Origin of the sequence: Streptomyces sp. NEAU-sy36 (genome assembly GCF_013423905.1) — a bacterium.
Classification (GTDB): Bacteria; Actinomycetota; Actinomycetes; order Streptomycetales; family Streptomycetaceae; genus Streptomyces; species Streptomyces misionensis.
The window spans coordinates 5624724-5642163 of sequence record NZ_CP058977.1 but is presented as its reverse complement, the minus strand read 5'-3'; the positions used below and the strand labels follow the sequence as shown (position 1 = coordinate 5642163).

The window sequence follows — 17440 nt, the reverse complement described above, 5'->3', positions numbered from 1 at the left end:
CGCCCTCCACCGTTCCCGCGGGAGTCCACCATGCCCTCGTCCCCTCCACCCACCGCGCCGCCCTCGTTCGCCGCGGCGTTCCGCCGGCTCGGCGCGCTGGCGTCCCTCCGCGGCCGCCACCGGATCCTGCACCTGACCACGCTGGCGTTCTTCCTCACCTTCCTCGTCTGGTTCGACATGGCACCCTTCGCCCGCCAGATCGGCGACGAACTACACCTGGACAAAGGCCAGTTGCTGACGCTTTCGCTGTGCAACCTGGCGCTGACCGTGCCCGCCCGGATCGGCGTGGGCATGCTCCTGGACCGCTTCGGCCCCCGCCGGGTGTTCGCGGCCGTCCTCATCTTCGCCGCCGTCCCCAACACGGTCTTCGCGACCGCGTCGAGCTTCCCCGTGCTGGTCCTCAGCCGGCTGCTGCTCGGTGTCGTCGGCGCCGGGTTCGTGGTCGGCATCCGCATGGTCGCCGAGTGGTTCTCCGCCGAGGAGATCGGCACCGCCGAGGGCTTCTACGGCGGCTGGGGCAACTTCGGCTCGGCCGCGGCCTCCCTCGTCCTGCCCGGCCTCTCCGTCCTCCTCGCCGGACACACCGGCGGCTGGCGCTGGGGCATCGCGACCGTCGGCGTGCTCAGCGCGCTCTACGGCGTCGTCTACCTCTTCGCCGTACGCGACACCCCCGAGGGCTCCGCGTACCACCGGCCGCGCCGCCAGGGCGCCCTGGAGGTGACCAGCCGCCGGGCGGTGTTCGGGCTGCTGGTGGTGCAACTGCCGCCGCTCGCCGTGCTCGGGCTCGTCGCCTACCGCGTGTACGACGCCGGAGTGCTGCCCCGGTCCGGGTTCGTCGCCGTCGTCGCCGTACTGGTGGCCGGTTACGCGGCGCAGGCGGCGCGCACCCTGTCGGTGAACCGACCGGCGCTCGCCGACGCCCATCCGCCCGCCGAGCGCTACCCCTTCCGGCTGGTCGCGCTGCTGGCGCTGGCGTACTTCGTGACCTTCGGCACCGAGCTGGCGATGGTCTCCCTGCTCCCCGCCTACTTCGCCGACACCTTCGGCCTCGGCGTCGCGGCCGCGGCCGCCGCGGGCAGCGCCTTCGCCTGCACCAACCTGGTCACACGCCCCGCGGGCGGGCTGCTGTCGGACGCGCTCGCGCAGCGGCGGACGGCCCTGCGGATCCTGCTCACCGGCGCCGTCGCCGTCTTCGCCGTACTCTCCCGGATGACCGGCGGCTGGGGGCTGTGGACGGGCGTCGCGCTGGTCGCGCTGGCGTCGGTCTTCATCCAGGGCGGCAACGGCGCCGTCTACGCGATGGTCCCGCTGGTCAACCGCCGTTCCGGCGGCCAGATCGCCGGACTGGTGGGCGCGTACGGCAACGTCGGCGGCATCGTGCTGACCTCGGTGTTCGTCTTCACCGGGGGCGACGTGCGCCTCCTGTTCCTCGCCGTCGCGGTGTGCACGGCGGCGATGGCCCTGCTGACCGTGTGGCTGCCGGAGCCGCGGGGCGCGACGGGCACCGCCGCGTCGCCGCCCCCGCGCGAGTCGCCCGCCGGCCTGCGCGCCGGAACCCGCGCGGTGCGGCCGTGACCTCCCGCGGGCGGGCGGGGGCGGCACGGCCGTCCCGGACCCGCCCGCCCGCGGGACCGGGACGCGACCGCGGGGATCAGCGGCCGTGCCCCCCGTGCGCCGCCTCGATCTTCGTCCACGACTTCGGCCGCGGCACCGCCTCGCCCGCCGTGCCGGCCGCCGCGAAGGAGCGGGCCGCGCCCGCCGCCGGCTTCGACCGCTGGTACAGCCATGTGTCGAAGAGGCCCGCCAGCGGCTTGCCCGAGACATGTTCGGCGTACCTCTCGAAGTCGGCCACCGAGGCGTTGCCGTAGGCGTGGCTCTGCGGCCAGCCCTTCAGGATGCGGAAGAAGGCGGTGTCGCCGACCTCGTCGCGCAGTGCCTGGATGGCCGCCGCACCCCGGTCGTAGACCGCGTCGTCGAACTGGTCGTCCGCGCCCGGATCACCCGGTGCCACCGTCCAGAAGGGGTCGTCGGCCGGGTGCGAGGCGTACACGTAGTCGGCGAGCTCCTGCGCCGTGCCCTCGCCCTCGTGCTCCGACCACAGCCACTGCGCGTAGGTCGCGAAGCCCTCGTTGAGCCAGATGTCCTTCCAGTCCTTGACCGACACGTCGTCGCCGTACCACTGGTGGGCCAGTTCGTGCACCACCACCGAGGTGTTGGTGCCCTTCGCGAACTGCTTGGGGCTGTAGAAGACCCGCGTCTGGGTCTCCAGCGCGTACCCGGTGGTGGTGTTCGGGACGTAGCCGCCCGCCGAGGCGAACGGATACGGCCCGAAGTGGTCGCTCAGCCAGTCGACGATCTCCCCGGTGCGCTCCACGCTCGCCCGCGCGGCCCCGTCGTTGTCGCCGAGATCCCTGCTGTACGCGTTGAGGACCGGCACCCCCCGCTCGGAGGTGCCGGTGGTGATGTCGAACCTGCCGATCGCCAGGGTGGCCAGATAGGTCGCCTGCGGCTTGTTCTGCCGCCAGCTGTAGCGGGTCCAGCCCCGCTCCGAACGGGTCGACTGCAGCGTGCCGTTGGAGATGGCCTGGGTGCCGTCCGGCACGGCCACCGAGACGTCGTAGGTCGCCTTGTCGCTCGGATGGTCGTTGCTCGGGAACCACCACCAGGCGGCCTCGGGCTCGTCCGCCGCGACCGCTCCGTCCGGCGTGCGGTGCCAGGTGTCGAAGCCGTAGGCGCTCTTCGTCGACGGCACCCCGCTGTAGCGGACCACGACCGTGACCGGCGTGCCCTTCGCCAGCGGGGTCCGCGGCGTGACCACCAGTTCGTGCTGCTCGGCGTGGCGGAACGCCGCCTCGGCGCCGTTGACCCGCACCTCGCTCACGTCCAGCAGGAAGTCCAGGTCGAAGCTGGACAGATCCTGGGTGGTCCGCGCCAGGATCGTCGCGGTGCCCTGCAACTCGTCCGTCTTCGGCTGGTAGCGCAGCCTCAGGTCGTAGTGCGAGACGTCGTAGCCGCCGTTGCCGTAGTACGGGTAGTAGGGGTCGCCGATGCCCGGTGCGCCGGGGGAGTAGCTCGCGGCCGATGCCGGGATCGCCAGCAGGAGGGAGGCCGCCGCCAGTGCGCCCGGCGCGATGATTCTGCGGTGCACGTCAGCTCCAAGTCGTCGGGACTGCAAGTCCGTTCGGGGAACACTGTCCGGAGCCTATTCAGGCCCGGTGCTCCCCGGCCTGTCCATGGTCCCCGCTGTCACACGATCGCCATTCGGCCGCAACGCGCCACCCGGATACCGCAATTCCCCCTTCTGCGCGGGAGTTGGCGGGAGTACCGTCCGCGCATGCCGAACACACCTGCCCGCGGGCGCCCCCGCCCACGGCTCACGCTCCGGCGAGCGTGCGTCGCGGCGGCCGTCGCCGCCCTCCTGGCCGCGTTCCTCACCCCGGCCGCCGCCCAGGCCGCGCCGTCCCGCGAGAGCGAGCCCGTCTACTCCTACGCCCACGCCGTCCGCGAGTCCGTGTGGGTGGACACGGGCCTCGACGGGGACGGCGACGGCCGCACCGACCGGGTCGCCGTCGACATCGTCCGCCCCGCCGAACCCGCCCGCGCGGGCCGCAAGGTGCCCGTCATCATGGACGCCAGCCCGTACTACTCCTGCTGCGGGCGCGGCAACGAGAGCCAGGTCAAGACGTACGACGCCGACGGCGACATCGTCGGGATGCCGCTGTTCTACGACAACTACTTCGTGCCCCGCGGCTACGCCGTGATCGGCGTCGACCTCGCCGGCACCAACCGGTCCGACGGCTGCGTCGACGTCGGCGGCCGGTCGGACGTCCGGTCCGCGAAGGCCGTGATCGACTGGCTGGGCGGCCGCGCCACGGCGTACACCAGCCGCACCGGCACCCGGACCGTCAGGGCGACCTGGTCGAACGGCAGGACCGGCATGATCGGCAAGAGCTGGGACGGCACCGTCGCCAACGGCGTCGCCGCCACCGGCGTCCAGGGGCTGCGGACCATCGTGCCGATCAGCGCCATCTCCTCCTGGTACGACTACTACTTCGCCCAGGGCGCCCCGCTCTACGACGGCGGCCCCGACGACCTCGCCGGCTACGTCGAGAGCGACGCGGCGCGGGCGCACTGCGCGGCCGAGCACGAGAGGCTCGCCGACGACAGCCCGCGCAGCGGCGACTGGACCCCGCTGTGGACCGAGCGGGACTACGTCAAGGACGCGGCCGAGGTGCGCGCCAGCGTGTTCGTGGTCCAGGGCATGCAGGACCTCAACGTGCGCACCAAGCACTTCGGCCAGTGGTGGGACGCGCTGGCGGCCCACGGCGTCAAGCGCAAGCTGTGGCTCTCCCAGACCGGCCACGTCGACCCGTTCGACTACCGGCGCGGCGCCTGGGTGGACACCCTGCACCGCTGGTTCGACCACGAACTCCTCGGCTACCGCAACGGCATCGACCGCGAGCCGATGGCCGACATCGAACGCCACCCCGACCAGTGGGTCACCTCCGCGACCTGGCCGCCCGCCGGCACCCGCGCCACCACCCTGCGACCGGCCCCCGGCCCCCTCCCCGGCGTCGGCACCCTCGGCACGCGCCCGGCCACCGGCACCGAGACCTTCACCGACGACCCGCGGCTGAGCGAGACCGACTGGGCCGCGCACATCGGCGAGACCACCCCGCAGAAGGCCGGCTTCCTCACGGCGCCGCTCACCCGCGACCTGCGTCTGTCCGGCTCCTCCCAGGTCACGGTCACCGCCACCGCGTCCACCGCCTCGGCCCATCTGTCCGCGGTCCTGGTGGACGTCGGCCCCGACACCATCCGTGACTACTCCGACGCCGACGAGGGCATCACCACGCTGAAGAACCGCACCTGCTGGGGGGAGAGCACGGCCGGGGACAGCGCCTGCTACCTGGAGACCGCGGCGAAGACGGCCGACGTCGACTACACGGTGTTCAGCCGCGGCTGGGCGGACCTCGGCCACCACGCCTCGCTCGCCAAGGGCGTCCCGCTCACCCCGGGCAAGCCCTACACCATGACCCTCTCGCTGGCCGCCACCGACCACGTGATCCCCAAGGGCCACCGGCTCGCCCTGATCGTCGCCGGCACGGACCGCGACCTCATCGACCCACCGGCCACCCGGCCGACGATCACGGTCCGGCTGTCCGGCACCGCCGCCCGGCTGCCGCTGGTGGGCGGGGCACAGGCCTTCGCCCGGGCCACGTCCGGCGCGGCGGCGACCCCCGCACCGGCACCGCTGAAGGGGCTGCGCGCACCGGGCCCGGCCGACCGCCTCCCGGCCGACTGACCGCACCGCTCCACGGGCGCGGGACCGCATCGGCCATGCGGCCCCGCGCCCGCTCGGTTCAGGCGGCCGCGGCCGGCACCAGACCGGCGGCCTCCCGGGCACAGCCCCAGGCCACCGTCACCCCCGCGCCGCCATGGCCGTACGAGTGCACCACCGTCCGCCCGCCGGGCAGCTCCTCCCGCTCCAGCCGCACCGCGTCCCGGTACGGCCGCAGCCCCACCCGGTGGGCCAGGACCCGCGCCCCCGCGATCTCCGGCCGCACCCGCGCGCACCGGGCGACGATCTCCGCCGCCGTGGCCGGGTCGGGCTCCGTGGACCAGTCGTCCTCCTGCGCCGTACCGCCGAGGATCAGCCCGTAGGGCTGCGGGATGAAGTACGCGGCGACCGGCGAGGAATGGTCGACCGAGGTGTAGTACGTGGTGATCCCGGGGTTCTCCACCAGCACCAGCTGTCCCCGCACCGGCCGCACTCCGGGATCGGGCACCAGCGCGCGCGCTCCGAGGCCCGAACAGTTGACCACCACGTCGGCGGGCACCTCGGCGAGCCGGGTCGCCGCACGGACCTCCACCGTGCCGCCCGCCCGCACGAGCCGGTCCCGCAGCCACGCCAGGTGCGTCGGCATGTCGATCACCGGCAGCCGCGCGGCCAGTCCCTCCGGCACCGCCCGCAGGCCCGGCACCCGGCCCGCCCAGTCGCCCAGTTCGTCCAGGCGCGCGCCCTGGTGCACGCCGTCGACCAGCCGTACGCCCGTCTCCGCGGGCCGCGCCGCCAGCTCCTCGTACACCGCGAGGGTCTCCAGTGCCCAGGCGCCGACCAGCCGTTCCGGTTCGATGCGGTACGGCCACCACAGCCCGCCGGCGACCGCCGACGTGGTCTCCTCGGCCGCCTCGCGCGCCCAGACCCTTACCCGCCGCCCGGCCTCCGCCAGCACCACGGCCGTGGTCAGTCCGACGACCCCGCCGCCGACCACGATCACCTCGTCACCCGACCTGCTGTTCACACTGTCCACGCCTGGACCATAGGCCCCGCCCGCGCGTTCCCGGCAGAGCCCGGCGCACATCCGCTGACGTGGGGATACTCACAGGCACCCGGCACCGGCGGACGCGCGGGAAACCGGGCTGAGCGGTGGGCGCCCGGCGCACTAGGATCTGCCTCCTGATGACTGCCACCCTCGTCGCCAAGAATCTCGCCGCCGGGCACGGCGACCGCTCCCTCTTCTCCGGGCTCGACCTCGTCGTGGCGCCCGGGGACGTGATCGGGCTGGTCGGTGCCAACGGCGCGGGCAAGTCCACGCTGCTGCGGATGCTCGCCGGACTCGTCCCGCCCGAGCAGGGCGAACTACGGCTGTCCCCGCCCGCCGCCACCGTCGGCCACCTGCCGCAGGAGCCCGAGCGCAGGCCGGGGGAGACCGTGCGGGAGTTCCTGGCCCGGCGCACCGGCGTCGCCGAGGCCCAGCGGGTGATGGACGAGGCCACCCAGGCACTGGTGGACGGCGCGCCCGGCGCGGACGACGCCTACGCGGCGAGCCTGGAGCGCTGGCTCGGGCTCGGCGGCGCCGACCTGGAGGAACGGGCGGAGGAGGTCGCCGACTCCCTCGGCCTCGCCGTCGACCTCGACCAGCCCATGACCTCGCTCTCCGGCGGCCAGGCGGCCCGCGCCGGCCTCGCCTCCCTCCTGCTCTCCCGCTACGACGTCTTCCTGCTGGACGAGCCGACCAACGACCTCGACCTCGACGGTCTCGAACGTCTGGAGCGGTTCGTCGCCGGGCTGCGCGCGGGCACCGTCGTGGTCAGCCATGACCGCGAGTTCCTCACCCGGACGGTCACCAAGGTCCTCGAACTCGACCTGGCCCAGCGGCAGATCAACCTCTACGGCGGCGGCTACGAGGCCTACCTGGAGGAGCGCGAGGTGGGCCGTCGGCACGCCCGTGAGGAGTACGAGGAGTACGCCGACAAGAGGGCCGCCCTCCAGGACCGGGCGCAGATGCAGCGGACCTGGATGGACAAGGGGGTCAAGAACGCCCGCCGCAAGGCCGGCAACGACAACGACAAGATCGGCCGCAAGTTCCGCAGCGAGGCCAGCGAGAAGCAGGCCGCCAAGGCCCGGCAGACCCAGCGGATGATCGAGCGCCTGGAGGTGGTCGAGGAGCCGCGCAAGGAGTGGGAGCTGCGCATGGAGATCGCCGCCGCCTCGCGTTCGGGCGCCGTGGTGGCGACGCTGCGGGACGCCGAGGTCCGGCGCGGCGACTTCACCTTCGGGCCGGTCTCCCTGCAGATCGACTGGGCCGACCGGATCGCGGTCACCGGGGCCAACGGCGCCGGCAAGTCGACCCTGCTGGGCGCCCTGCTCGGGCGGGTCCCGCTGGACCGCGGGCACGCGGCCCTCGGCTCGGGCGTGCTCGTCGGCGAGGTCGACCAGGCCCGGGGCCTCTTCCACGGACCCGAGGCCCTGCTCGACGCGTTCTGCGCGGCCGTCCCGGACACCGAGCCGGTGGAGGTGCGCACCCTGCTCGCCAAGTTCGGCCTCAAGTCGGAGCACGTGCTGCGCCCGGCCGCGACCCTCTCCCCGGGCGAGCGCACCCGCGCCGCCCTCGCCCTGCTCCAGGGCCGGGGCGTCAACCTCCTCGTGCTGGACGAGCCCACCAACCACCTCGACCTGCCCGCCATCGAACAGCTGGAGTCCGCCCTCGACTCCTACTCGGGCACCCTCCTGCTGGTCACCCACGACCGCCGCATGCTGGACGCGGTCCGGGTGACCCGGCGCTGGGAGGTCGCGGCGGGCAAGGTGACCGAGCGCTGACGCCGGCCCCGGGGAGTGCCGGCGCGCCGGATCAGGTGGCCGGTGGAAAAGTCCGCCCCAGCCGTTCCCCGGTGGGGCCGAAGACACGAAGCGGGGCCGGAAGCCCGTACGGGCTTCCGGCCCCTCGCGTGCTGGGCGGGTCAGCGCTGCTTCGGGTCCAGCAGGCCCGCGCGGCGCAGCGCGTCGGCCATGGCGCTGTTGGCGGGGGCCTGCGCGGGACGGCCGCCGCGGTCGCCGCCGCGGCCCTGCCGCCGGCCCTGGTCGGTCTGGCCGCCCTGCCGCTGCTGGGGCGGCCGGGCACCGCCGCGCTGGCGCCGGTCGCTGCCGCCGCGACCCTGCTGCGGCGCCGCCTCGTCGTCCAGGCGCAGGCTGAGCCCGATCCGCTTGCGCGGGATGTCCACGTCGAGGACCTTCACCTTGACGATGTCACCCGGCTTCACCACGTCCCGCGGGTCCTTGACGAACGTCTTGGACATCGCCGACACATGCACCAGACCGTCCTGGTGGACGCCGACGTCCACGAACGCGCCGAAGGCCGCCACGTTCGTCACCACGCCCTCCAGCACCATCCCGGAGGACAGGTCGGAGATCTTCTCCACGCCCTCCTTGAAGGTGGCCGTCTTGAAGGCCGGCCGCGGGTCGCGGCCCGGCTTCTCCAGCTCCTTGAGGATGTCGGTGACGGTCGGCAGACCGAAGGTGTCGTCCACGAAGTCGGCCGGCCGCAGCGAGCGCAGCACGCCCGTGTTGCCGATGAGGGAGGCCACCTCCTGGCCCGTGGTCTTCACCATGCGCCGCACCACCGGGTACGCCTCCGGGTGCACGCTGGAGGCGTCCAGCGGGTCGACGCCGCCGCGGATGCGCAGGAAGCCCGCGCACTGCTCGTACGCCTTCGGACCGAGCCGCGCCACCTTCTTCAGCTCCCCGCGGGAGGTGAAGGGACCGTTGGCGTCGCGGTGCGCGACGATGTTCTCCGCGAGAGCGGCCGAGATGCCCGACACCCGCGACAGCAGCGGCACGGAGGCGGTGTTGACGTCCACGCCGACGCCGTTCACACAGTCCTCGACCACCGCGTCCAGCGAGCGGGACAGCTTCACCTCGGACAGGTCGTGCTGGTACTGGCCGACGCCGATGGACTTCGGGTCGATCTTCACCAGTTCGGCCAGCGGGTCCTGGAGGCGCCGGGCGATGGAGACCGCGCCGCGCAGCGACACGTCCATGTCCGGCAGCTCCTGGGAGGCGTACGCCGACGCCGAGTACACCGACGCCCCGGCCTCCGACACCATCACCTTGGTGAGCTTCAACTCCGGGTGCTTGGCGATGAGTTCGGCGGCGAGCCGGTCGGTCTCGCGGGACGCCGTGCCGTTGCCGATCGCGACCAGCTCGACCGCGTGCCGCTCGGCGAGCCGCGCCAGCTTGGCGAGCGCCTCGTCCCACCGGTTGGCCGGCACGTGCGGGTGGATCACGTCCGTGGCGACGACCTTGCCGGTCGCGTCGACCACGGCGACCTTCACGCCCGTGCGGAAACCGGGGTCCAGGCCGAGGGTGGCGCGGGTGCCGGCCGGGGCCGCGAGCAGCAGGTCGCGCAGGTTGGCCGCGAACACGTTCACCGCCTCGTCCTCGGCGGCCGTGCGCAGCCGCAGCCGCAGGTCGATGCCGAGGTGCACCAGGATGCGGGTGCGCCAGGCCCAGCGGACGGTGTCCTTGAGCCACTTGTCGGCCGGGCGGCCCCGGTCGGCGATCCCGAACCGGTGCGCGACGATCCCCTCGTACGACGACGGGCCGTCGGTGGGCTCCTCCGGTTCCAGGACGAGGTCCAGCACCTCCTCCTTCTCACCGCGCAGCATCGCCAGCACGCGGTGCGAGGGCAGCTCGGTGAACGGCTCGGCGAAGTCGAAGTAGTCGGCGAACTTGGCGCCCGCCTCCTCCTTGCCCTCGCGCACCTTCGCGGCGAGGCGCCCGCGCACCCACATGCGCTCGCGCAGCTCGCCGATCAGGTCGGCGTCCTCCGAGAACCGCTCGGTGAGGATCGCCCGCGCGCCCTCCAGGGCCGCCTGCGGATCGGCGACGCCCTTGTCCGCGTCCACGAACGCGGCGGCGGCCGCCGTAGGTTCCACCGACGGGTCGCTCAGCAGGCCGTCGGCCAGCGGCTCCAGGCCCGCCTCGCGCGCGATCTGCGCCTTGGTGCGCCGCTTGGGCTTGTACGGGAGGTAGACGTCCTCAAGGCGCGCCTTGGTCTCGGCCCCGCGGATGCGGGCCTCCAGCTCCTCGGTGAGCTTGCCCTGCTCGCGCACCGACTCCAGGATCGCGGTCCGCCGGTCCTCCAGCTCCCGCAGATAGCGCAGCCGCTCCTCGATCGTGCGCAGCTGCGCGTCGTCGAGCATCTCGGTCGCTTCCTTGCGGTAGCGGGCGATGAAGGGCACGGTCGAACCGCCGTCGAGCAGTTCCACCGCGGCCTTCACCTGCCGCTCCCGTACGCCGAGTTCCTCGGCGATCCTGCCTTCGATGGATCCTGCTTCGATGGACCCGGGTGTCGTCACGATCCCGTACCGCCTTCTCCACTGAGGTTGCGCGGCAATTGTGGCAGGTGACACCGGCGACCGGGGATCAGGGCGGCGCGTGGCGGGCCGCCGTGGCACATGGCGGGGCCGGGCAGGAAGCTTCCTGCCCGGCCCCGGCGCCGACGGCGAGCCGTGGCTCAGTGCCAGTGGCCCCGGCGGTGGTCGCGGTCGTCGCGACGGCCGTCCCAGCCGTCGTGGTGGCCGTGGCGCCGGTCGTCGTACCGGCGGTGGCCCCAGCGGTCGTCGTACCGGCGGTGGCCCCAGCGGTCGTCGTACCGGCGGTGGCCCCACCGGTCGTCGTCATGGCGGTGGCCCCACCGGGCGTCCGGCCCCGGGAAGCCGTGCCGCGCGTCGCCGGCGGAGACCGCCTGGAGCGGACGGGCCGACGGCCGGTCCGCGGCGACGGCCGGCAGCGCCGCCGCGCCCACCAGGGCGGCGGTCAGTACACCGGCTGCGGTCAGTCTGCGGACGGAGACAAGAACGGACACGAGGTACCCCTTCACAAGGATGTGTGGTGCGCGTGGCGACCGGTCGGCCGCACACCCACACCCTGCGGGCCGCGCCCCGGCGCCGACGCGGGACGCGCGGGCGCCATGACGGATACGAGAGACATCTGTGACAGTCGCCTGTAGCAACCATTTATGCCGTGAAAACCCGTCTTGCTGCGGAATCAGGCGGTTTCGCCCCCACGCCCTCACCCGAAAGTGAGTAACGGCCGCTGCGCCGCACGGGCGTGCCGGTACGGTCCGTCAGATGTCCAGCGGCGGCGGCGGAAGGTCCGCGAGGCCGGTCTCGGCCAGGATCCGCGCCACGGTCTCGGACAGGCCGCTGTCCGCCCCGATGACCGTCTCCCCGCCGCCGGGCAGCAGATCCAGCGACCGGTACCACTTCCGCAGGAGCGCCTCGTCGACTTCGTCCGCGATCGGCTTGGTCGCATGGCGGGCCAGCGTCTCGGCGAGGGGCACGTCCAGGTAGTAGCCGTACGTGGACCCGCGGTGGTCGGCGCGCAGCCGGGCGAGCATCGGGCCGTAGTGCCCGGCGTACAGGATGCCCTCCACGACGACGTGGTACCCGGCGTCCAGGGCGTAGCGGGCGGTCAGCTCGATCAGACCGATGTTCGCCGCACCCGGCCGGTCCCGCTCGCGCAGCACGGTACGGCGCAGATTGTCCTGCCCGACCAGCGCGAGGCCCCGCCCGAACCGCTCCCGCAGCCCGGCCGCGACCGACGACTTGCCCGAGGCGCTGTTGCCGCGCAGCACGATCAGCCGCGTCCGTTCGCTCCCCACCCGCACGCCGCCAGGTTATCGGCGGCGGCGCGTCAGGCGGGCGGGGTCCAGGTGAAGGCGGGCGTGCGGCGCTCCAGAAAGGCGGCCACGCCCTCCGCGGTATCGCCACTGCGGCGCGCCTGCTCCGCCCAGTGGGCGTCCCGGTCGGTGCGGCCGTCGGCGAACTCCTTCGCGGCGGCCTGGGTGAGTTGGGACCGCGAGACGAGGGTGCGGGTCAGCTCGGCCACCCGCTTGTCGAGTTCGCCCTCGGGCAGCACCTCGTCCACCAGGCCGGTGCGCAGCGCGCGTTCGCTGTCGATCAACTCGGCGGTGAACAGCAGGTACTTGGTGGTGGCCGGGCCGACCAGCGACACCAGCCGGCGGGTCGCGGACGAGGCGTAGACGATGCCGAGCCGCGCCGGGGGCACTCCGAACAGGGCGCCGTCCTCGGCCAGTCGGAGGTCACAGGCCGCGGCGAGCTGCACGCCGCCGCCCACGCAGTGCCCGCGCACCGCTGCGACCGTCGGCTTCGGGAACGCGGCCAGCGCCTCCTCCGCCGCCGCCGCGAGCCCCTGCGCCGGATCGGACGAGCCCTTCAGGGTGGAGATGTCCGCGCCCGCGCAGAAGGTCCGGCCCTCACCGGTCAGCACCAGGGCCCGGACGCCGGTATCGCGGGCGAATGCCTCCAGCAGCGGTGGCAGGGACCGCCACATGCCGGCCGTCATGGCGTTGCGCTTGGCCGGGTTGCTGATGACGACCGTGGCGACGGAGTCGGTGACCTGGTGGCACAGCTGGGGCTCCATGCGCCGGATGCTATCCGCCCGTTCACCCGGTTACGACACCGCCTCGGAGGGGGACACAGGGGGAGGGTGCCGGCGGAAGCGGAGAGTGTCCCCGTGGCGGGGCCCGGCGAGGAGGCGGCGATGGCCAGGGCGCGCGAGCCCAAGGACAGGGTGGCGGCGATGCGCCAGGGGTTCGGGCTGCTCGCGGTGCTCGGCGTGGTCCTCGTCCTCGGCGGACTCGTCGGGCTCGTCTACACCGGCGTCGCCACGCTCACCTCGATGCTGCTGTTCGGCTGGCTGCTGCTGATCGGCGGGATCGTCGGCCTGTTGCACGCGGTCCAGGCCCGCGGCACCAGCTTCTTCTGGCTCGGCGTCATCGTCGCCGCCCTGAACATCGCGGCGGGCGTCGTCGTCGTCCGGGTGCCCCACGCGGCCGCCGACGCGCTCACCATGTTCGCCGCCCTGCTGTTCCTCTCCGCCGGCCTCTTCCGGATGGTCGGCAGCATGGTGGTGCGCGGCCCCCAGTTCGGCTGGACCCTGCTGCTCGGCGCCTTCGACCTGCTGCTCGGGGTCCTCGTCCTCGGCCACTGGCCGAGCAGCAGCCAGTACGTCATCGGCGCCTTCTTCTCCCTGTCCCTGCTCTTCGACGGCCTCGGGCTCATCGCCACCGGTTACGGCGGCCGTCGTATCGTCGGCCTGGTCAGCGAGCAGCGGAGGGTCTGAACCGGTCCGACACGTGACGTTGTCATACGCACTCGGTCAGAAAGCGCTCGATACCCGGTGACTTGCGGTCAGGTCCGCAGGGCGAGGCCGGTCATTACCAACACTCGACGTGTGGTGACAATCGAGCGCGAGGGTGGCGACCGGACGATGGACAACCACGGGCGCGGGGACGACCCGGGCCCAACGGGGGGCGCCGCGCCCCACCCACTGCCCTACGAGGGCGTCTGGCGGTTCACCGCGGCCACGGTGGACGCCTCGGTCCCGCAGGCCCGGCACGCCGTACGGGACTTGCTGCTGCGCCAGGGCGTGCCGGTCTCCGACGACCTGGCGCACGGACTGCTGCTGATCGTCTCCGAGCTGGTCACGAACGCGGTGAAGCACGCCGCGCTGCTCTCGCCGACGCTGGCCGTGGAGGTCGCCGTCGGCGCCGAGTGGGTGCGGGTGTCCGTGGAGGACAACCACCCCTACCGTCCGACGGCCCTGGAGGCCGACCACGCGCGGACCGGCGGCCGGGGGCTGCTCCTGGTGCGCGAGGTGGCACGGGAGGCCGGCGGGGTGGTGGAGGTGGAGCACACGGCGAGCGGCGGCAAGGTGATCTGGGCCGCGCTGCCGCTCAAGCCCGTGCGCTGAGGGCCGGGCCCGCACCATGCGGCGCGGGCCCGTGTCTCATGGGTTCACCAGCCCGCCGCGGGGCCCGTCAGCTCTCTGATCGCCGGACGGGCCGCGTCCAGCACCGTCATGAACCAGGCCGAGAACGTGTCCCGGGCGTGCCGCTGCGCCAGCTCGTCCGCCGTCACGAAGACGGTCGCGGCGACCTCCTCCGGGTCCGCCGCGGGCGGCGTCTGCACCAGGCCGACGAACAGGTGGTTGTACTCCTGCTCCACCAGGCCCGACGCCGGGTCCGGGTGGTTGTAGCGCACGGTGCCTGCCTCGGCCAGCAGCGAGGGGGACACGCCCAGCTCCTCGTACGTGCGCCGGGCCGCCGCCGCGAACGGCGACTCGCCGGGGTAGGGGTGCCCGCAGCAGGTGTTGGACCACACGCCGGGGGAGTGGTACTTGCCGAGCGCCCGCTGCTGGAGCAGCAGCCTGCCCTGCTCGTCGAAGAGGAACACCGAGAACGCGCGGTGCAGAAGTCCCGGTGGCTGATGGGCCGCGAGCTTCTCCTCCGTACCGATCGTCACGCCCTTCTCGTCGACGAGTTCCAGCAAGATCGCCTGTGCGGTGCCGTTCGACGAGCTGTGCGTCGCGGTGGCAGGTGTGATCGGCATACCCATCCTTCGCCTCGGTCTTCGCACCCCAAGTCTGCCGTACGAATCCGGCACTCCCGGCACTTCCCGCCCACTCGCATGTCAGCGCGGGTGCACGGCGCCGGAACGGGGACCGGTAGATCATCGTGCCCTGAGCCCGTCCGGGGGAACCGTCGGGGTGCCTTCGAACGCATGAGCGGCCTTGGTGACGGGCGCCCGCCGGGCCCGCCGGCGGCTCAGTGGCAGAGCCTGGCCTCGTGCTCCGCGTGCCCGCCCGGCTCCAGCTGGAAGGTGCAGTGCTCGACGTCGAAGTGGGTGCCGACGCAGCCCTGGAGTTCGTGCAGCATCTTCTCGTGCCCGATAGCGTTGAGCGCCTCCGAGCTGACCACGACGTGCGCGGACAGGACCGGCATGCCCGAGGTGATCGTCCAGGCGTGCAGGTCGTGGACGTCCTCCACGCCGTCCAGCGCCAGGATGTGCGCCCGCACCTGAGCCATGTCGACGTTCTTCGGGGCGGCCTCCAGCAGCACGTCCAGCGTCTCCCGCAGCAGCTTGAGCGTCCTCGGTACGATCATCAGCCCGATGGCGAGGGAGGCGATCGGGTCGGCGGCCTGGAAGCCTGTGAGCAGGATCACCGCGGCCGAGATCATCACCGCCACCGAGCCCAGCGCGTCCGCGGCCACCTCCAGGAAGGCGCCGCGCACGTTCAGGCTCTCCTGCTGGCCGCGCATCAGCAGGGTGAGCGAGACCGAGTTGGCGACCAGGCCGATCAGACCGAACACGATCATCAGGCCGCCGCGGGTGTCCGCGGGCGTGACGAACCGCTGGACCGCCTCGTACAGGACGTAGCCGCCGACGCCGAGCAGCAGCAGACAGTTCGCCAGGGCGGCGAGGATCTCGGCACGGGCGTAGCCGAAGGTGCGGTTGGTGCTCGCCGGGCGGTTGGCGAAGTGGATCGCCAGCAGCGCCATCCCGAGGCCCACCGCGTCGGTCGCCATGTGGGCGGCGTCCGCGATCAGCGCGAGGGAGTCCGCGAGGAGCCCGCCGGCGATCTCCACCACCATGATCGTCAGGGTGATGCCCAGGGCGATCCGCAGTCTGCCCCGGTAGGCGGCCGCGGCCGTACCCGTGGGCGGCGCATGCGTGTGCGCGTGCCCGTGATCGTGCCCAGCCCCCATGACAAAACCGTCCTTCCGCGTCCGTCCGAAGGCCCAGTGAACTACGGGCGGGGGGTATGGGGCAACGCGGTACTGAACACCGTTGTCATGTGCCCTGACCTGCGGAAACGATCCGCTGGTCAGGGCGTTGCGGCTACCTGCGGTGGTGCAGCTGCCAGCCCTCCCAGGCCGAGCGCACCATCTCGCGCACATCGCGCCGGGCGCGCCAGCCCAGCTCCCGGGCGGCACGCTCGACCGAGCCGACGGCACGCGGCGCGTCGCCCGGCCGGCGCGCCTCCACGACGGGTGCGCGGCGGTCGCCGGTCACCTCCCCGATGACGGTGATCAGTTCCCGCACCGAGACGCCCTCGCCCCGGCCGATGTTCAGCGTCAGATCGCCGTGCGGCCTGCCCTCGGCGAGCCGCCGCGCCGCCGCCAGGTGCGCCTCGGCGAGGTCGGCCACGTGGATGTAGTCCCGCACGCAGGTGCCGTCCGGGGTGGGGTAGTCGTCGCCGAAGATCCGCGGTGCCTCGTCGCGGGTGAGCCGGTCGAAGACCATCGGCACGATGTTGAACACACCGGTGTCCGCGAGTTCCGGCGCGGCGGCGCCCGCCACGTTGAAGTACCGCAGGCAAACGGTGGAGATCCCGTGCGCTCGCCCCGCCGCGCGCACCAGCCACTCGCCGGCCAGTTTGGTCTCGCCGTACGGGTTGACCGGCGCGCAGGGGGTGTCCTCGGTGATCAGGTCCACGTCCGGGTTGCCGTACACGGCGGCGGAGGAGGAGAACACCAGCCGCTCGACGCCCGCCTCGGCCATCACGTCGAGCAGCGTCGCCAGGCCGCCCACGTTCTCCCGGTAGTACCGGGTCGGGTCGGCCACCGACTCGGCGACCTGCTTGCGCGCCGCGAGATGGACGACGCCGGTCACCCCGTACCGCGCGAAGACCTCCCGCAGCCGCGCGCCGTCCAGCGTCGACCCCTCGACGAGCGGCACGCCGGCGGGCAGCCGCTCGGGCACGGCGGCCGACAGGTCGTCGAGCACGACGACCTCCTCCCCGGCCCCGGCCATGCTCCGCGCCACATGCGCCCCGATAAATCCGGCCCCACCGGTGATCAGCCACGTCATGGCTCCCCACCCTATGGGGGCGCGCCGGACCGGTCCTCGCGCGGTGCCCCCTGCGCACGTGGTGGTCGTCGGGCCGGTGGGCTTCCGCGCCGGGCCCCGGGGGCGGTCGCGGCGCCCGCTGGGAGGACGGCGCGCGGCGCGTGCGCCGGGGCCGGGGATGACCGGTGGAGCGTGGTGGGCTTCCGTCGAGGGCGCGTGCGCCCGGAGCCCGGTCGGGTGTGGTGTGCGGTCGGTCCTCGGGCCGGGTCGGCTGGGTGGCTCGGTTCGGGGGGCGCCGGGCGATGGGCTCGGCGGCGTGCCGGGCCCCGTTGCGCAGGAGCGGCCGGCCGGCTCGTCTCCGGAGCCGCCACGACGGACCCGCGTCCTCCGCCCCGCCCCGACGCGCCCGCGCCAAGCCCCCTGCCCCTGGCCCGCCCCCCCGGACCCCACCCGCCCCGACGCGCCCGCGCCGAGCCCCCTGCCCCTGCCCCGCCCACCG

14 protein-coding genes are annotated in these 17440 nt (G+C 73.5%); 5 read left to right on the top strand and 9 right to left on the bottom strand.

The genetic code is table 11. From position 1 onward, the window contains the following. Window positions 1-30: 30 nt before the first annotated feature. On the top strand, window positions 31-1575 hold the full coding sequence (locus tag HZZ00_RS24635; protein ID WP_180328505.1) for an MFS transporter: 1545 nt from the start codon (window positions 31-33) through the stop codon (window positions 1573-1575). A gap of 76 nt (window positions 1576-1651) precedes the next feature. Here HZZ00_RS24635 and HZZ00_RS24630 read toward each other — a convergent pair whose 3' ends face one another. Then, window positions 1652-3148, bottom strand: a complete 1497-nt coding sequence (locus HZZ00_RS24630; RefSeq protein ID WP_180328504.1) for a M1 family metallopeptidase — start codon at window positions 3146-3148, stop codon at window positions 1652-1654. A gap of 186 nt (window positions 3149-3334) precedes the next feature. On the opposite strand from HZZ00_RS24630, the gene HZZ00_RS24625 reads away from it, so the two are divergent. Then, window positions 3335-5305, top strand: a complete 1971-nt coding sequence (locus HZZ00_RS24625; protein ID WP_180328503.1) for a Xaa-Pro dipeptidyl-peptidase — start codon at window positions 3335-3337, stop codon at window positions 5303-5305. Between the two features lie 58 nt (window positions 5306-5363). Here HZZ00_RS24625 and HZZ00_RS24620 read toward each other — a convergent pair whose 3' ends face one another. Beyond that, window positions 5364-6281 (bottom strand): FAD-dependent oxidoreductase, encoded by a 918-nt coding sequence (locus tag HZZ00_RS24620; RefSeq protein WP_257585997.1) that lies wholly within the window; start codon window positions 6279-6281, stop codon window positions 5364-5366. Between the two features lie 182 nt (window positions 6282-6463). On the opposite strand from HZZ00_RS24620, the gene HZZ00_RS24615 reads away from it, so the two are divergent. Beyond that, window positions 6464-8104, top strand: a complete 1641-nt coding sequence (locus tag HZZ00_RS24615) for an ABC-F family ATP-binding cassette domain-containing protein (protein WP_180328501.1) — start codon at window positions 6464-6466, stop codon at window positions 8102-8104. 140 nt (window positions 8105-8244) lie between these two features. On the opposite strand, the gene HZZ00_RS24610 is transcribed toward HZZ00_RS24615, so the two are convergent. The 4 genes from HZZ00_RS24610 to HZZ00_RS24595 all read right to left on the bottom strand — a co-directional run bounded on the left by HZZ00_RS24610 (window position 8245) and on the right by HZZ00_RS24595 (window position 12730). Further along, the gene (locus tag HZZ00_RS24610) at window positions 8245-10641 is read right to left on the bottom strand and encodes a Tex family protein (RefSeq protein WP_180328500.1); all 2397 of its coding nucleotides are present in this window, start codon (window positions 10639-10641) and stop codon (window positions 8245-8247) included. A gap of 158 nt (window positions 10642-10799) precedes the next feature. After that, complete coding sequence (locus tag HZZ00_RS24605) at window positions 10800-11150, bottom strand: hypothetical protein (RefSeq protein WP_180328499.1); 351 nt, start codon at window positions 11148-11150, stop codon at window positions 10800-10802. A 261-nt stretch (window positions 11151-11411) separates the two neighbouring features. Further along, window positions 11412-11954, bottom strand: a complete 543-nt coding sequence (locus HZZ00_RS24600; RefSeq protein WP_180328498.1) for a kinase — start codon at window positions 11952-11954, stop codon at window positions 11412-11414. A 26-nt stretch (window positions 11955-11980) separates the two neighbouring features. Continuing rightward, the gene (locus tag HZZ00_RS24595; protein WP_180328497.1) at window positions 11981-12730 is read right to left on the bottom strand and encodes an enoyl-CoA hydratase/isomerase family protein; all 750 of its coding nucleotides are present in this window, start codon (window positions 12728-12730) and stop codon (window positions 11981-11983) included. A gap of 120 nt (window positions 12731-12850) precedes the next feature. Here HZZ00_RS24595 and HZZ00_RS24590 point away from each other — a divergent pair, with 120 nt between their 5' ends. Together HZZ00_RS24590 and HZZ00_RS24585 are read left to right on the top strand one after the other, a co-directional pair. Continuing rightward, window positions 12851-13432, top strand: a complete 582-nt coding sequence (locus tag HZZ00_RS24590; protein WP_180328496.1) for an HdeD family acid-resistance protein — start codon at window positions 12851-12853, stop codon at window positions 13430-13432. A gap of 147 nt (window positions 13433-13579) precedes the next feature. Beyond that, entirely contained in the window at window positions 13580-14062 is a 483-nt protein-coding gene (locus HZZ00_RS24585) for an ATP-binding protein (protein ID WP_180333686.1), read from the top strand. A gap of 44 nt (window positions 14063-14106) precedes the next feature. On the opposite strand, the gene idi is transcribed toward HZZ00_RS24585, so the two are convergent. The 3 genes from idi to galE all read right to left on the bottom strand — a co-directional run bounded on the left by idi (window position 14107) and on the right by galE (window position 16962). Next, complete coding sequence (idi, locus tag HZZ00_RS24580; protein ID WP_180328495.1) at window positions 14107-14700, bottom strand: isopentenyl-diphosphate Delta-isomerase; 594 nt, start codon at window positions 14698-14700, stop codon at window positions 14107-14109. 215 nt (window positions 14701-14915) lie between these two features. Continuing rightward, complete coding sequence (locus HZZ00_RS24575; RefSeq protein WP_180328494.1) at window positions 14916-15857, bottom strand: cation diffusion facilitator family transporter; 942 nt, start codon at window positions 15855-15857, stop codon at window positions 14916-14918. Window positions 15858-15990: 133 nt separating this feature from the next. Continuing rightward, complete coding sequence (gene galE, locus HZZ00_RS24570; RefSeq protein WP_180328493.1) at window positions 15991-16962, bottom strand: UDP-glucose 4-epimerase GalE; 972 nt, start codon at window positions 16960-16962, stop codon at window positions 15991-15993. Between the last annotated feature and the right edge of the window lie 478 nt (window positions 16963-17440).

Bases quoted from the DNA above. Each gene is read 5' to 3' on its own strand.
- HZZ00_RS24635 (WP_180328505.1), top strand. From the start codon at position 31: ATGCCCTCGTCCCCTCCACCCACCGCGCCGCCCTCGTTCGCCGCGGCG.
- HZZ00_RS24625 (WP_180328503.1), top strand. From the start codon at position 3,335: ATGCCGAACACACCTGCCCGCGGGCGCCCCCGCCCACGGCTCACGCTC.
- HZZ00_RS24615 (WP_180328501.1), top strand. From the start codon at position 6,464: ATGACTGCCACCCTCGTCGCCAAGAATCTCGCCGCCGGGCACGGCGAC.
- HZZ00_RS24595 (WP_180328497.1), bottom strand. From the start codon at position 12,730: ATGGAGCCCCAGCTGTGCCACCAGGTCACCGACTCCGTCGCCACGGTC.
- HZZ00_RS24590 (WP_180328496.1), top strand. From the start codon at position 12,851: ATGGCCAGGGCGCGCGAGCCCAAGGACAGGGTGGCGGCGATGCGCCAG.
- HZZ00_RS24585 (WP_180333686.1), top strand. From the start codon at position 13,580: ATGGACAACCACGGGCGCGGGGACGACCCGGGCCCAACGGGGGGCGCC.
- idi (WP_180328495.1), bottom strand. From the start codon at position 14,700: ATGCCGATCACACCTGCCACCGCGACGCACAGCTCGTCGAACGGCACC.
- HZZ00_RS24575 (WP_180328494.1), bottom strand. From the start codon at position 15,857: ATGGGGGCTGGGCACGATCACGGGCACGCGCACACGCATGCGCCGCCC.
- galE (WP_180328493.1), bottom strand. From the start codon at position 16,962: ATGACGTGGCTGATCACCGGTGGGGCCGGATTTATCGGGGCGCATGTG.